Below are 14,894 nucleotides of genomic sequence, written 5' to 3'. Positions count from 1 at the left end.
CCCGCGAACCTCTCCATCAACGCTCTATCTCTCTGTCCCACGAGGAGACACGATGATTTCGGCAATTCGGATCCGGGATCTGCACAAACACTTCGGTCCGGTCCGGGCACTGGACGGTCTGGACCTGGAAGTGTCCGAGGGTGAGGTCCACGGATTCCTGGGCCCCAACGGCGCCGGTAAGTCCACCACCATCCGGGTGCTGCTGGGCCTACTGGCCCGCACCTCCGGCGAGGTGGAGATGCTGGGGCGTGACCCCTGGGCCGACGCGGTGGCACTACACCGCGAGCTCGCCTACGTGCCGGGGGATGTGACCCTGTGGCCGTCGCTGAGCGGCGGCGAGACCATCGACCTGCTGGCCTCGATGCGCGGCGGACTCGACACCGCGCGCCGGGCCGAACTGATCGAACGCTACGAGCTCGATCCCCGGAAGAAGGCCCGCACCTACTCCAAGGGCAACCGGCAGAAGGTCGCGCTGGTCTCGGCTTTCTCCTCGCACGCGCGACTGCTGCTGCTGGACGAGCCCACCTCCGGCCTGGACCCGCTGATGGAACAGGTATTCCGGGAATGTGTCGCCGAGGCGGCCGAGCGGGGAGCGACGGTGTTGCTGTCCAGCCACATCCTCTCGGAGGTGGAGGCCCTGTGCGAGCGGGTCACCATCATCCGGTCCGGGCGCACGGTGGAGAGCGGCACGCTGTCGTCCATGCGGCATCTGAGCCGCACTTCCATCACCGCCGAACTCACCGGCGATCCCGGTGATATCGCGGCCATGCCCGGGGTGGCCGATGTGAGCATGGACGACCACACGCTGCGCTGCCAGGTCGACGGCGAACATCTGGCCGAGCTCATCCGCGTCCTCGGCGATACCGGCGTCAGCAGCCTGACCAGCCGGCCGCCGACGCTGGAAGAACTGTTCATGCGGCACTACTCGATCAACGGCCGGGAGGCCGGCGAACTGGAAGAGGCGCGGAAATGACAACCGCCGTCGCCGGAGCACGGCACAGCGTGCTCCCTACGAGGACCGGCCGCACCGGCTTCACCGGGACCACCCGGCTGCTGCGCCTGTACCTGCGCCGCGACCGGATCGTGGCGCCGCTGTGGATCCTGCTGTTGTCCCTGCCGTTGGGCGGGGTCTACGTGGCCAGTATCGAATCGGTGTATCCCACCGCGGCCGATCGCGCCTCGTTCGCGGCCACCGTCCTGGCCAGTCCGGCGCAACTGGCGATGTACGGCCCGATCTACAACACCTCGATCGGTGCGGTGGGCATCTGGAAAGCCGGGATGTTCCACACCCTGATCGCGGTGGCCACCATCCTCACCGTCATCCGCCACACCCGGGCCGAGGAGGAGACCGGGCGCAGCGAGATCCTGGCCTCCACCTCGGTCGGTCGTTACGCGAACCTGACGGCCGCCCTCCTCCTGGCGCTGGGCGGCTCGCTGCTCACAGGGCTGCTCGGCGCGGTGAGTCTGACCGCGACCGATGTCCCGGCGAGCGGATCACTGGCCTTCGGGCTCGCGCTGGCCGGATCCGGGATGGTATTCGCGGCCGTGGCCGCGGTGACGGCGCAGGTCTGCACCGGCGCGCGGCTGGCGCGCGGACTGGCGTTCGCGGTGCTCGCGGCGACCTTCACCCTGCGGGCGGTCGGTGACGCCCGCGCGGGAGCGGGGCCGGTGAGTCCGCTGACGTGGCTGTCCCCGCAGGGGTGGTCGCTGCAGGTGCGGCCGTACGCCGGGGATCGCTGGTGGGTACTGGTGCTGCATCTGATCCTGCTGGTGGTGCTGCTGGTCGTGGCCTACGCGCTGTTGCGCCGCCGCGACGTGGGCGCGGGCCTCATCGCGGAACGGCTGGGGGCGCCGGCGGCGGGTGCGGGCCTGGCCGGTCCGTTCGGCCTGGCCGTGCGGCTGCAGCGCGGCACGCTGCTGGCCTGGACGATCGGGGTCGGTCTCTACGGCCTGGTGATCGGCAGCGTGGTGGCCGGTATCGGGGACAGCTTCGCCCAGAACCAGACGCTGCGCGATCTGATCACTCGGATGGGCGGCTCCGAATCGATCGAGGATTCGTTCATCTCCTACGCCTTCACCATGCTCGGGGTCGCGGGTGCGGCGTACGCCGTCTCGGCGACACTGCGGTTGTTCAGTGAGGAGAACGGGCACCAGGCCGAATCGGTGCTCAGTGGTGCCGTCGGCCGGCTGCGCTGGGCCGGCAGCCATCTGATGTTCGCGCTCGGTGGGCCCGTGGTCATCATGCTGACCGCCGGGTTGCTCGGGGGCGTGGCCTACGGCCTGGCCAAGGACGATATCGGCGGCGAACTGCCCGGCGTACTGGCCGCGGCGCTGGTCCAGCTTCCGGCGATCTGGTTCTTCGCCGGGGCGACCCTGGCGCTGTTCGGGCTCATGCCGCGCTGGACACCGGTGGCCTGGGGACTGCTCACCGCCACGATCGCGGTGTTCCTGCTCGGTTCGTTCTCCGGCGCGCCGCAGTGGTTCCGCGATCTGGAACCGTTCAGTCACGCGCCGAAGGTACCGGGCTCCGAGTTCACCGCCACCCCGGTCGTCACGGTCACCGCGATCGCCGCGGTGCTGCTCGCGGCCGGACTCGCCGGAGTGCGGGGACGCGACGTCCGCTGATCCGCCGCCCAGGAGGTGCCCCCTTCCACCGGGAGGGGGCACCTCCGTGCCGGTCAGACCCAGGTGCCCTTGCCGACGGTCACCACGCCGCCGTTGCTGATCGCGAAGCGGGAGCGGTCGCGCTCGGAGTCCACGCCGATGATCTCGCCCTCGGACACCATCACGTTCTTGTCCAGGATCGCGCGCCGGACCACCGCGCCGCGCCCGATCCGCACCCCGGGCATCAGCACACTGCCCTCGACCGTGGCTCCGTCGTCGACCATCACATTGGCGCTGAGCACCGAATTTCGCACGGTCGCCGCGGACAGGATGCTGCCCGCCCCGACAATCGATTCCTGAGCCAGACCACCCCGCGCGAATTTCGCCGGCGGCAGATTCTCCGCGGCCCCCCGGATGGGCCAGTGCCTGTTGTAGAGGTTGAACACCGGATTCACCGACACCAGGTCCATATGCGCTTCGTAGAAAGCGTCGATGGTGCCGACATCACGCCAGTAGCCGCGGTCGCGGTCGGTGGCGCCGGGCACCTCGTTGTCCGCGAAATCGTAGACCGCCGCCTGACTCGCCGAGACCAGGCTGGGAATGATGTCACCACCCATATCGTGGTCGGAATCGGAATCCTCGGCATCGGCCTTGATCGAATCCACCAGCACCTTGGTGGTGAACACATAGTTGCCCATCGACGCGAAGGTCGAATTCGGGTCGTCGGGGATACCGGGCGGATGCGCCGGTTTCTCCAGGAAGCCGATTATGCGGCCGGATTCGTCGGAATCGATACAACCGAAAGCGCCCGCCTCACTGCGCGGCACCCGGATACCGGCCACCGTGACCCCGGCCCCGGAATCGATATGGTGGGCCACCATCTGCTCGGGGTCCATCCGGTAGACGTGATCGGCGCCGAAGACCACGATGTAATCCGGATCCTCGTCGTAGATGAGATTCAGCGATTGCATGATGGCGTCGGCGCTACCGGTGTACCAGCGCGGACCGAGCCGCTGCTGGGCGGGAACCGGAGTGATGTACTCACCGGCGAAACCGGACAGCCGCCAGGTCTGCGAGATATGCCGGTCCAATGAATGCGATTTGTACTGGGTGAGCACACAGATCCGGAGGAAACCGGCATTGACGAGATTGCTGAGGACGAAGTCGATGAGGCGGTACGCGCCGCCGAAGGGGACGGCCGGCTTGGCCCGGTCGGCGGTCAACGGAAAGAGTCGCTTGCCCTCGCCACCGGCGAGCACGATTCCTAGTACGTGCGGCTGGCTCCTCACAGTGCCAAACTACCGAACGAGGTGGTCGGCGGGCATCGACCACTCGGCGGCTACCGTGAATCGGTGAGTTCCGGTTCCAGCGGCGCGGCCGATTCGTCCGCGGCCGACGAGCTACGGGTGGCCATGCTGACCCGAGAGTTTCCCCCCGAGGTCTACGGGGGCGCGGGCGTCCACGTCACCGAACTGGCGGCCCGGTTACGGCGGATGAGCGAGGTGACCGTCCACTGCATGGGCGTACCGCGCGACACCGCCCAGGTGCACGGCCCCGATCCGGCCCTCGACGGCGCCAATCCCGCCCTGCGGATGATGTCGGCGCAGCTGCGGATGGCCGACGCGGTCGGCGCCGCGGACGTGGTCCATTCGCACACCTGGTATTCGGGTCTGGCGGGGCATCTGGCCGCCACTCTCTATGGGATCCCGCACGTGGTCACCACCCATTCGCTGGAACCGCGGCGGCCGTGGAAGGCCGAACAGCTGGGCGGCGGATACCGGCTGTCGTCCTGGTCGGAACGCAATGCGCTCGAACACGCCGACGCGGTGATCGCGGTGAGCGACTGGATGCGCCGCGACGTACTGGACGCCTACCCGGCGCTGGATCCCGCCCGAGTGCACGTCGTGCGCAACGGGATCGACGCCGATGTCTGGCATCCCGGCCCGCCGGAGCCGGGTGGGCGCCGAATCCTCGACGAACTCGGGGTGCGGGCGGACCGGCCGCTGGCGGTGTTCGTCGGGCGGATCACCCGGCAGAAGGGTGTCGGTCATCTGCTGGCCGCCGCGCGCGAACTCGATCCGGAGATCCAGCTCGTGCTGTGCGCGGGCGCGCCGGACACGCCGGAACTGGAGGCCGAGGTCGCGCATGCCGTGTCGGGGTTGCACCGCCGCCGGGGCACGGTGTTCTGGGTTCGGGAAATGCTGCCCACCGAACAGATCCGGCAGCTGCTGGCGGCGGCCACGGTTTTCGTCTGCCCCTCGGTCTACGAACCACTGGGGATTGTGAACCTGGAGGCCATGGCCTGTGCGACGGCCGTGATCGCCTCGGATGTGGGCGGGATACCCGAGGTCGTCGCCGACGGGCGGACCGGCCGGCTGGTGCATTTCGAAGCGGGGGCGACCGAGGCCTACGAGCGAGCGCTGGCAGCCGCGATCAACGACCTGGCGTCGAACCGCGCGCGGGCGGCCGCACTGGGCGCGGCCGGCCGTCGCCGCGCCCAGGCCGAATTCGACTGGTATCGGATCGCCGAGCAGACCCTGGCCGTGTACCACACCGTCTGCAAACGGTGAGCGCGGCTGTCAGGCCGTGGAGGACCCCGAGGTGATGTCGTCGGCCAGTGGGGCGACCGCCGCGATTATCTGCGCGACGGTCTCCTCGCCGACGCCGGCCGCCGTCAGTGAATCCGTCAGGTGACCGGCCACCAAGCCGAAATGGTGCATGGTGATCCCGCGCCCCTGGTGCACCTGTTTCATCGGCGCGCCCGTATAGGGTTCGGGCCCGCCCAGCGCCGCGGCGAAGAACTCGACCTGTTTGCCCCGCAGCCGGGACAGGTTCGTGCCGGTGAAGAAACCGGCCAGTTCCGCGTCGGCGAGAACTCGGGTGTAGAAAGCGGCGACGACTACCTCGAGTGCCTCGTGGCCGCCGATCTGCTCGTAGATGGTGGTGGTGCCGGTGTCTTTCCGTTTGCCGAATGTCGGTATCCGCATGGAACCAGGACACCAGGACGGTGTTACTCGGCGATCAGGCCGAGGTCGCAAGTGGATTGCTTACTGTGCCAGCGTGATTGCCCCGTTCTCACCGCGGTGGTGAGTGACCGGTGAGGTCAGGCCGGGGTATAGCTGCCCACGGTGACCGACGCGGTGACCTCGAAGGGGTCGGGCAGGCGGGCGATCCGGGCCGTCGCGGCGTCGGAGTGGTGCGCGGACGGACCCATCGCCACCAGGTTGGTGATATCGGCCCGGGACAGGGTCATCGGATAGTCGACGACGCGGTGATCGGTCCGGGTGAAACGGCCGGTCATGGCCTCGGCGAGGCGGCGGTCCTTCTCCGGGTCCACGGTGACCATGCCGACCGGATCGATGAGCTCGACCAGATGCCGGTCCGTGGGCGTCACGACGATATAGCGGCCGCCGGGGCCGAGTGCCCTGGCCACGGCCTCCGGATTGCGCGGCGCGAAAACCGACAGCGCGGTGGTGAGCGTGTGCGCGCGGATCGGCAGGCCCCGCCAGACGTCGGCCACCACCGCGGCCGCGCGCGGATGGGAGCGTGCGCAGCGGCGGCCGGCCGGTTTGGCGATATCCAAGGCGATCCCCCGGGCTGCCGGGACCGCGTCGAGGACCCGTGCCAGGTAGTAGCCGGTGCCCGCACCGATATCGCCGATGAATCCGCCGGTGTCGCCGTCCCGCCCGGCCGTCGTGGCCGCCGCGACCGCGTCGGCGATCGGCGCGAAATTCCCGGTTGCCTGAAAAGCCGCCCGCGCGTCGAGCATGGCGGCGGTGTCGCCGGTGAGTTTGGTGGCCGCACCGGTGAGCAGACTGATATAGCCCTGCCGGGCGATATCGAAACTGTGCCCGCGCGCGCAGCGCAGTGTGCCCGGCGCGGACGACAGGCCGCGGTCGCATTCGGGGCAGCTCAGTACCTCGGCGACCGCGGCGAGCGCCGATTGTTCGGCTACCTGTCTAGCCGGTGACACTCTTCAATTCGTCACCGAGTGCCGCGGCTTCGTCCGGCGTGAGTTCTACGACCAGACGCCCGCCACCCTCGAGTGGGACCCGCATGACGATCCCACGGCCTTCCTTGGTTGCCTCGAGGGGACCGTCCCCGGTACGGGGCTTCATGGCCGCCATCCTCTGCTCCCTCCAGATCTGCGCTGTATGCTGCGCACTTGCTCGGAACTCCGGTTGTCGCCAACCGGGCGGTCCGTCGGCTGAGACGACGGACCGCACTCGGTCCATTCTTCCCTATCGCATGAGATGACGGACACTCGACGTCCAAATGTGATCGGTCAGCCGACCGGAGTGTGCCGGGTATCGACCCAGCATTCGGCCAAGTGATCGTCGACCATACCGGTGGCCTGCATCAGCGCGTACGCGGTGGTCGGCCCGACGAAACGGAAACCACGCCGCTTCAATTCTTTTGCCAGTGCGACGGATTCGGGTGTCGTCGCCGGAATATCGGGCAATGCGCGCGGACGCGGTCGCGCCGGTGGGGCGAAGGACCACAGCAATTCGTCGAGTCCGATATCGAGTTCACGTGCGACTTTCGCGTTGGCGATACACGCGTCTATTTTCGCGCGATTGCGCACAATGCCGGCATCGGCGAGCAGCCGTGCCCGGTCGGCGTCACCGAACTCGGCGACCCGGTCGATAGCGAATCCGGCGAACGCCGCCCGGAACGCGGGCCGTTTGCGCAGAATGGTGATCCAGGCCAGGCCGGACTGGAACGCCTCCAGGCACAGCCGCTCGAACAGGGCGTCCTCACCGTGCAGCGGGCGTCCCCATTCCTGATCGTGGTAATCCCGGTAGAGCTGCGAATCCACCGACCAGGGGCAGCGCACCAGCGTGTCGGCCGTCACGGACCCGGTCACTGCTGCTCCGGACCCGGCTGCGACGCGGCACCGGCCGCGCGGGCCTCGGCGAGCTGACCCTGCAACTCGTCGATCCGGGCGGCGAGCCGGGCCAGCGCCCAGTCGACCTCACCGGCCTTGTACCCGCGCACGACCTGCTGGAAGCGCAGTGCCCGGACATCCGAGCCGCTGATGCCCTCCACCGGCAGCACCGTCGCCGTGGTGCCCTCGGGTAGCGGACCCAGTTCTTCCGACCGCCCGAAGAGGGCCCCGGCCAGGAGGAACAGGACTGCGGCCACCAAACCGACGATCACGACGTACAGCAGCAGGGTGAGCATGGACCGAGTCTATGTGCGCTCAGAGATGACGGGTGGTGTCGATACCCAGCGACATACCGGCCAGGCCGCGCCGGCGGACCGCGAGCTTGTCCGCGACCGCGCGCAAGGCCACCGCCGACGGGTTCTCCGGGTCCTTCAGCACAATGGGCGTGCCCTCGTCCCCGGCTTCGCGCAACGCCTGTTCGATCGGGATCTGACCCAGCAGCGGCACCTCCGCGCCCACCGCCCGGGTGAGCCGGTCGGCCACGGCCTGGCCGCCGCCGGACCCGTACAGGTCCATCCGGGTGCCGTCGGGCAGATCCAGCCAGGACATGTTCTCCACGACGCCGGCGATCCGCTGCCGGGTCTGCAGCGCGATGGCACCGGCTCGCTCGGCGACCTCGGCGGCCGCGATCTGCGGGGTGGTGACGACCAGGATCTCGGCGTTCGGGATCAGCTGCGCGATGGAGATCGCCACGTCACCGGTCCCGGGCGGCAGATCCAGCAGCAGGACGTCCAGATCGCCCCAGAACACATCGGCGAGGAACTGCTGTAGCGCGCGGTGCAGCATGGGACCGCGCCACACCACCGGGGTGTTGCCCTGGGTGAACTGCGCGATCGAGATCATCTTCACGTCGTGCGCGACCGGCGGCATGATCATCCGCTCGACCTGGGTCGGCCGGGCGTCGGTACCCAGCATGCGCGGGATCGAGTGGCCGTAGATATCGGCGTCGAGCACTCCGACGGACAGCCCGCGATCGGCGAGCGCCGCCGCCAGGTTGACCGTCACACTGGATTTGCCGACGCCGCCCTTTCCGGAGGCCACCGCGTACACCCTGGTCAGCGAACCGGGCTGGGCGAAGGGGATGACCGGCTCGGCGGAATCACCGCGCAACTGCTTGCGCAGTTCGGTGCGCTGTTCGTCGCTCATCACATCGAGATCGACCGAGACCGTGCCCACACCGGGCACATCGGCGACGGCGGTACTGACCCGCTGGGTTATCTCGGTGCGCAAGGGGCAGCCGGCGGTGGTCAGGTAGACCTCGATGTGCACATCGCCGTCCGGCTCGATCCGGACGCTCTTCACCATGCCCAGTTCGGTGATCGGTTTGCGGATCTCCGGGTCGTCGACCTTCGCGAGGGCGCCCCGCACCTCCGCTTCCGTTACCACTGGCATGCTGCCGATGGTAGTGCCGTCAGATCTTGGGGAGTTCCGCGGGCCGGGGTGCGATACCCGTCTGGTACGACTGCTCCCAGGCCATCACGTTCGCGACGTAGGCCATCGAGTTGTTGTAGCGCAGGATCGCCCTGGTCTGCTGGGCCGGATCGCGCATGTCCAGGCCACCGGAGCACAGGTACTTGCCGGCAGTCAGGGTGGCGTCGTAGTAGTTCTGCGGGTCGGAGATGCCGTCGCGATTTCCGTCGGCCGCGAAACTGGTCCAGGTCTCGGGCAGGAACTGCATGGGACCGACCGCGCGGTCGTAGCCGCTGAATCCGTCGAGGGCGCCGCCGTCGGAGTCGTGGATGACATTGTTGCCCGACAGGCTGCCGTCCAGCACGGGACCGAACACCGGGGCGAGGGCGTTACCGTCGGCGTCGGCGCGGCCGTTGTTCATATGGGTGGATTCGACCCGGCCGATACCGGCCAGCATGGTCCACGGCATATTGCAGTCGGGATTCTCCTCGGCCAGGATCTGCGCGGCGCCGATATAGGCCGTCTCGGCGATGCCGGGGATACCCGAGGCGGCCACGGGGAGGTCGTTGCGGGGACGGTTCGGATCCAGAGCGACCGATTTCACCTCGACGCGCGCCTCGGGCGACTGCTTGGCCATGGCGTGCATCGCGGTGGGGTCGACCGCGGCGGGGGCGGCGGCCTGTGCGGGGGCGGCGCCGAGGGCCGAGACCTGCATGGCCACCGAGGCCGCGGTCGGATCGGTGACCACCGCCGCGGCGGCGTTGGTGGCCACTACTCCGGCCGGAACCAGCCCGGTGAGTGCGATCACCGAGCTACGGGAAACGGTGGCAGGTTGCTGTTTACGGTGACGCCCCACGTACTCAAGCCCTTCATCTCAACCCACAGCCTGCGGTCACGAGTGGTTCGTTGCCGGTCCGTGACCTGTTGTGTCGACCCTACCGCATCCGAGACCTGTTTGTTACCCCGCCGTGACCATTATTTCCGCGCGGAGGGGAATGGGAGTGGCCGCGCCGCTTGGCAACTCGGTCCGTGCCCGCTCGTCCGGGGCGCGCCGGCCGAGCGGGCCCCGGCCACCGGCCGGGCCGTCGGGCGGGCGCGGACGACGCTTCGCGCGGCCGGTGGAACCGCCTGGTCAGGCGGGTGGAGCGGGCACCGGCGGGGCCGCCGGAGTCGCGGGGCCGGGTGCGGCCGGGGCGGCATCCGCCGGAGCGGGCGGGGCGGCCGCGGGGGCCGGGACGAGCGCGATCGGCAGCGGGATGACGATTCCGCCCGGGAGCGTGATCGACGGCGGCGCCGGCGGTGCAGGTGCAGGTGCGGGGACAGGTGGGGTCTCGGTCTCGGCGGGTGCCGGTGCGGCCGGAGCGGATTCGGCCGGTGCCGGTGCGGTTTCGGCCGAATCGGCCCCGGGCGAGCCGCCGGGGGCCGATTCGGCGGGGGCCCCGGGGGCCCCGGGCGCGGGGGCCGCCGGAGTGTTCCGGCCCGCGGGGCCGTCCGGGACGACGGGGGCCGGATCGGGCAGCGCCTCACCGACTTTCGGTGAACCCGGAGCGGGCGGGCACAGCAGCCCGCAGGGAATCGGCGGCAGGCCGGGGATCCGGATCATGGGTGCGGGTCGCGGGGTCTGTACCGGCAGCGAGGGCGGGGGCGGCGGGACCTGGTTCTCGGTCTGCGCGGCCAGCAGATCCGTGGGGCCGGGCGGGAATCCGGTCGGAGCACTGCCCGGCGGAACCAGGTCGGGTGAGACGGTGACCGGTGCCGGCCGGCCGCCGGTCCGGTAGGCGGCCGACCAGCTCAGCACATTGGCCGCATACGACATGGAGTTGTTGTAGCGCAGCACCGCCCGCAATTCCTGCTGCGGGTCACGCAGATTCAGGCCGCCCGAGCACAGGTACTTCCCGGCGCCGAGCGCCGCGTCGAAGACATTGTGCGGATCGGCGCGCCCGTCGGCGTTGCCGTCCGCGGCGTAGCGTGACCAGGTGCTCGGCAGGAACTGCATGGGTCCCAGCGCCCGGACGTACCCGCCGTCGGCCGCGCGGATGACTTCGTTGCCGGGGAGCGTGCCGTCCAGCGCCGGACCGAAGATGGGCGGGTCGGTGGTACCGGCGGCATCGGTGCGGCCGTTGCTCGCGTGGCCGGATTCGATCCGGCCGATCCCGGCCAGCAGATTCCAGGTGACACCGCAGCCGGGGGTCGAGGACTGCAGTGCGAGTTCGGCATTGCGGTAGGCCGCGAGCACGATCTCCGGAATGCCGAGCGCGCCGCCGCCCCGCGGCAGGTCGATGGTCTGCAGTGGGACGACGCCGCCGAAGGGCGGGATCCCATCGGCGGGGGAGGGGCTGAGAGCGCGAAGTTTCCGAGGTGTCGAGCGCTCGACCGGCAACATTCCGAGTGTCTGGGGCAGTGGCGCGTCGGTGGTCACGTCGGGATCTTTCAGCCGATCGGTATCGGCGGCGAGCCGAGCCCCGGGAGCCTCCGGGGGAGTCGACGAGAAGGTGGTGTGGGCGGCCGAACCGCTCGCTACCAGGCCCGCCATGACCAGAGCCGACATTGCCACAGGGGTAGGTATCCGCATTCGGCTCCACCGTTCCTCTATGTCACAGGTGAGCAACCGTCCCGGACATTCCCGGACGGCGTGCTCGGGACAACGTGATCCAGGTTACCTACCGGTCAGGAGCATATTGCGGATTTCCGGTCATTCGTCCGCGACAGGCGATGAAACAGAGCCCGTAACCGGCTTGTGACCGGAGGTTTTCTTGCGTTTCGGCTTGGCCGACTTATCCGGGCGCGTCGGGCCCACACCCGCCGCCCCTTCGATGCGATCCAGCGCGTCGCGGATCTCGTCCAGTTCCCGCCTCAGATAGTCGCGGGTGGCCACTTCGCCCACCGCCAGCCGCAGGGCGGCCAGCTCACGCGCCAGGAACTCGGTGTCGGCCTTGGTCTGCGCGGCCCGTAACCGGTCCTCCTCCAGCGATACCCGGTCGCGGTTGTCCTGCCTGTTCTGCGCCAGCAGGATCAATGGCGCGGCATAAGCGGCCTGGGTGGAGAAGGCCAGATTGAGCAGGATGAACGGGTAGGGATCCCAGCGCAGCGCGATGGAGAAGATATTCAGGGCGATCCAGACGATCACCACCACCGTCTGCAACGCCAGATAGCGTCCGGTGCCCAGGAACCGGGCGATGCGTTCGCTGCCGCGCGCCAACGCCTCGGCGTCCCAATCGAATCGGAACCGGGATTCCACCGGTGTCTCCAGCCGCTGCCGAGCCGCCGCCGCGGCCCGGCTCGCGGTGCTCTTGTCCGTCACTGCCGCACACCCTCGAACAACTGCTCGTCCTCACGCCAATCGCGCGGCAGCAGATGGTCCAGGACATCGTCCACGCTCACCGCGCCGAGCAGATGATTCTGCTCGTCCACCACCGGCGCGCACACCAGGTTGTAGCTGGCGAAATAGCGGGCCACCGCGGTGAGCGGCGCCTCCGGGCGGAGGGTGGTCAGATCGGCGTCCAGCAGCCCGCCCACCAGATGCGCGGGCGGTTCCCGCAGCAGCTGTTGCAGATGCACGCATCCCAGATAGCGCCCGGTCGGCGTCGCCGTCGGCGGTCGCACCACGAAAACCATCGAGGCCAGTGCGGGCGTCAGGTCGGGGTCCCGGACCCGGGCCAGCGCCTCCGCGACGGTCGTCGAAGGCGTCAGCACCACCGGTTCGGGCGTCATGAGACCGCCCGCGGTGTCCGGGGAGTGTTCGAGCAGGCGGCGCACCGGTTCCGATTCCTGCGGATCCATCAGCGTCAGCAGCGATTCGGCCTCGTTCTCCGGCAGTCCGCCCAGCAGGTCGGCGGCGTCGTCGGGATCCATGGCCTCGAGGACATCGGCCGCCCGGCCGATCTCGAGCTTGCCCAGCAACTCCAGCTGATCGTCGCCGGACAACTCCTGGACCACATCGGCGAGCCGTTCGTCGTCGAGCGCCACCGCCACCTCCAACCGCCGCTTCTCCGGCAGTTCGCGCAGCATATGCGCGACATCGGCGGCGCGCTGACCTTCGAACTGTTCCAGCAACGTGCTCACATCCTGGCCCGGCCGCCCCAGCTCGTACGGCGTGAGCCCCTGCACCCGCGCCCAGTCGACCACGTGCACGGTGCGCCGCCGTCCGAGCCGGCGATGCCCACGCACCGCCACCCGCGACACCCGCCAGTCCCGGGTGCGGGTGAGCGTGATCCCCAGATCCACCACGTACACATCGATCCCCGCCAGATCGGGCAGGTCGGGATCGTCCACGCGTACCGCGGAGTCGACGATCTGCGCCATGGCCAGCACCTCACCGGGCCGCTGCGCGAAACGCCGCAGACTCACATTGCCGGTGTTGAGGGTCACCGAACCGGGTTCGATGGTGGTGACACGCAGCATCGGGACGAAGATCCGGCGACGGGTCGGCAGTTCCACCACCAGGCCGTGCACACGCGGTTCCTGCCGGTCGTACCGGACGGCGACCACCACGTCGCGAACACGGCCGATAGACTCGCCGTCCGGCCCCAGCACCGCCAGGCCGGTCAGCCTGGCGACATACACCCTGGTAGCTGCCATGGGTGTCAGGCTAGATGTTCCGGGGCCGGACCGGGCCGACCCCCAGGAGAGTTGTTGATGAAGCCGCGCCGTTCCGTGCTCGCCGTGCCGGGCAGCAATCCCAAGATGATCACCAAAGCCAAGGGCCTACCGGTCGACGAGGTGTTCCTCGACCTCGAGGACGCGGTCGCGCCCGAGGCCAAGGCCGCCGCCCGCGCGAATATCGTGGCCGCCCTCAACGACTCCGGCTGGGGTGAGCAGCTACGGGTGGTGCGGGTCAACGACTGGACCACACAGTGGACCTACGCGGATGTGATCTCGGTGGTCGACGGCGCCGGCACCGCACTGGACGCGATCCTGCTGCCCAAGGTCACCGACGCGGGCCAGGTACGCGCGCTGGATCTGCTGCTGAGCCAGCTGGAACGGGCCAACGGGATCGAACCCGGCCGCATCGGGATCGAACCGCAGATCGAGAACGCGCTGGGCCTGCGCAATATCGACGAGATCGCCACGGCCAGCCCGCGGGTGCAGACCCTGGTCTTCGGTCCGGCCGACTTCATGGCCAGCATCAATATGCGCACCCTCGTGGTGGGTGAGCAGCCCGAGGGCTACGACACCGGCGACGCCTACCACCACATCCTGATGACCATCCTGCTCACCGCCCGCGCCCACGGCCTGCAGGCCATCGACGGCCCCTACCTGCAGATCCGCGATATCGACGGCTTCCGCCGCGCCGCCGGCCGCACCGCCGCCCTGGGCTTCGACGGAAAATGGGTGCTGCACCCGAGCCAGGTCGACGCGGCCAACGAGATCTTCAGCCCCCGGCAGGCGGACTACGACCACGCCGAACTGATCCTGGAGGCCTACGCCTACCACACCTCCGCCGCCGGCGGCGCCCGCGGCGCGGTGATGCTCGGCGACGAGATGATCGACGAGGCCAGCGCGAAGATGGCGGTGGTCGTCGCGGAGAAGGGCCGGGCGGCGGGGATGAAACGCACGACCACCTTCACGCCACCGGAATGAGGAGTTCGTCCGCCGGGTGCGGGCCGGCCGCGACCGGGATCACGGTCACCGAGGGGGCGTCCGCCTTGCCCGGGGCGGGACGCTGTCGAATCCGCGTCGGGCCGCCCACGGCCCGGTAGACCTCGGGCATATCGATCGGCGGTTGCTGGTGGAGACGCTCGGTCGTCGAGGCGCGGGCCCGCTCGTGCGGGGAGGGTGTGCGCCTGTTCACCGACACCACGGGGTGGGCCCATTCGCGAGGGCTGAGGGGTGAGCCTGCTCGTGAAGGTGCTGTGTTTTTTGGCGGCGCCTGCGGCGCCGCGGGGTTGAGGCCCCCTTGGTCTCGCCGTTTCGGCCTCGAGACTTGCGCTTC

16 protein-coding genes are annotated in these 14,894 nt (G+C 69.4%); 4 read left to right on the top strand and 12 right to left on the bottom strand.

Going from position 1 to position 14,894, the window contains the following annotated elements; genetic code table 11:
- Window positions 1-52: 52 nt before the first annotated feature.
- Entirely contained in the window at window positions 53-973 is a 921-nt protein-coding gene (locus ABZV91_RS21220) for an ABC transporter ATP-binding protein (protein ID WP_355244266.1), read from the top strand.
- Complete coding sequence (locus ABZV91_RS21215; RefSeq protein WP_355244263.1) at window positions 970-2,625, top strand: ABC transporter permease; 1,656 nt, start codon at window positions 970-972, stop codon at window positions 2,623-2,625. The genes ABZV91_RS21220 and ABZV91_RS21215 overlap by 4 nt, the downstream gene beginning before the upstream one ends.
- 53 nt (window positions 2,626-2,678) lie before the next feature.
- Here ABZV91_RS21215 and glgC read toward each other — a convergent pair whose 3' ends face one another.
- The gene (glgC, locus tag ABZV91_RS21210) at window positions 2,679-3,893 is read right to left on the bottom strand and encodes a glucose-1-phosphate adenylyltransferase (RefSeq protein WP_355244260.1); all 1,215 of its coding nucleotides are present in this window, start codon (window positions 3,891-3,893) and stop codon (window positions 2,679-2,681) included.
- 123 nt (window positions 3,894-4,016) lie between these two features.
- Between glgC and glgA the strand changes: the two genes are divergently transcribed.
- Window positions 4,017-5,174 (top strand): glycogen synthase, encoded by a 1,158-nt coding sequence (gene glgA, locus ABZV91_RS21205; RefSeq protein WP_355244356.1) that lies wholly within the window; start codon window positions 4,017-4,019, stop codon window positions 5,172-5,174.
- Window positions 5,175-5,183: 9 nt separating this feature from the next.
- Here glgA and ABZV91_RS21200 read toward each other — a convergent pair whose 3' ends face one another.
- From ABZV91_RS21200 to ABZV91_RS21155, 10 genes are all read right to left on the bottom strand, one after another.
- Window positions 5,184-5,591, bottom strand: a complete 408-nt coding sequence (locus ABZV91_RS21200) for a group 1 truncated hemoglobin (RefSeq protein ID WP_355244257.1) — start codon at window positions 5,589-5,591, stop codon at window positions 5,184-5,186.
- 116 nt (window positions 5,592-5,707) lie between these two features.
- A complete protein-coding gene (locus ABZV91_RS21195) occupies window positions 5,708-6,577 on the bottom strand; it encodes a putative RNA methyltransferase (RefSeq protein ID WP_355244255.1) in 870 nt (289 codons plus the stop codon).
- Window positions 6,564-6,731 carry a DUF3117 domain-containing protein gene (locus tag ABZV91_RS21190; protein ID WP_064484472.1) on the bottom strand — a complete coding sequence of 56 codons (168 nt, stop codon included), beginning with the start codon at window positions 6,729-6,731 and terminating at the stop codon, window positions 6,564-6,566. The genes ABZV91_RS21195 and ABZV91_RS21190 overlap by 14 nt, the downstream gene beginning before the upstream one ends.
- Window positions 6,732-6,889: 158 nt before the next feature.
- Entirely contained in the window at window positions 6,890-7,471 is a 582-nt protein-coding gene (locus ABZV91_RS21185; RefSeq protein ID WP_355244251.1) for a DNA-3-methyladenine glycosylase I, read from the bottom strand.
- Window positions 7,468-7,788 (bottom strand): DivIVA domain-containing protein, encoded by a 321-nt coding sequence (locus ABZV91_RS21180; protein ID WP_355244248.1) that lies wholly within the window; start codon window positions 7,786-7,788, stop codon window positions 7,468-7,470. The genes ABZV91_RS21185 and ABZV91_RS21180 overlap by 4 nt, the downstream gene beginning before the upstream one ends.
- 19 nt (window positions 7,789-7,807) lie before the next feature.
- Window positions 7,808-8,944, bottom strand: a complete 1,137-nt coding sequence (locus ABZV91_RS21175; protein ID WP_355244245.1) for an Mrp/NBP35 family ATP-binding protein — start codon at window positions 8,942-8,944, stop codon at window positions 7,808-7,810.
- 19 nt (window positions 8,945-8,963) lie between these two features.
- A complete protein-coding gene (locus ABZV91_RS21170; RefSeq protein ID WP_355244242.1) occupies window positions 8,964-9,818 on the bottom strand; it encodes a lytic murein transglycosylase in 855 nt (284 codons plus the stop codon).
- Between the two features lie 276 nt (window positions 9,819-10,094).
- Complete coding sequence (locus tag ABZV91_RS21165) at window positions 10,095-11,510, bottom strand: lytic murein transglycosylase (protein WP_355244239.1); 1,416 nt, start codon at window positions 11,508-11,510, stop codon at window positions 10,095-10,097.
- Between the two features lie 144 nt (window positions 11,511-11,654).
- The gene (locus ABZV91_RS21160; RefSeq protein WP_355244236.1) at window positions 11,655-12,263 is read right to left on the bottom strand and encodes a DUF1003 domain-containing protein; all 609 of its coding nucleotides are present in this window, start codon (window positions 12,261-12,263) and stop codon (window positions 11,655-11,657) included.
- Window positions 12,260-13,540, bottom strand: a complete 1,281-nt coding sequence (locus ABZV91_RS21155; RefSeq protein ID WP_355244233.1) for a CBS domain-containing protein — start codon at window positions 13,538-13,540, stop codon at window positions 12,260-12,262. Before ABZV91_RS21155 ends, ABZV91_RS21160 begins: the two co-directional genes overlap by 4 nt.
- Before the next feature lie 57 nt (window positions 13,541-13,597).
- On the opposite strand from ABZV91_RS21155, the gene ABZV91_RS21150 reads away from it, so the two are divergent.
- Entirely contained in the window at window positions 13,598-14,542 is a 945-nt protein-coding gene (locus ABZV91_RS21150; protein ID WP_355244230.1) for a CoA ester lyase, read from the top strand.
- On the opposite strand, the gene ABZV91_RS21145 is transcribed toward ABZV91_RS21150, so the two are convergent.
- Complete coding sequence (locus ABZV91_RS21145) at window positions 14,526-14,753, bottom strand: hypothetical protein (protein ID WP_355244227.1); 228 nt, start codon at window positions 14,751-14,753, stop codon at window positions 14,526-14,528. The genes ABZV91_RS21150 and ABZV91_RS21145 overlap by 17 nt on opposite strands.
- Between the last annotated feature and the right edge of the window lie 141 nt (window positions 14,754-14,894).

The organism is Nocardia sp. NPDC004568 (assembly GCF_040609955.1).
GTDB lineage: Bacteria > Actinomycetota > Actinomycetes > Mycobacteriales > Mycobacteriaceae > Nocardia.
Note: the sequence above shows the minus strand (reverse complement) of the source record. Positions and strands in the feature narration are given on the sequence as shown.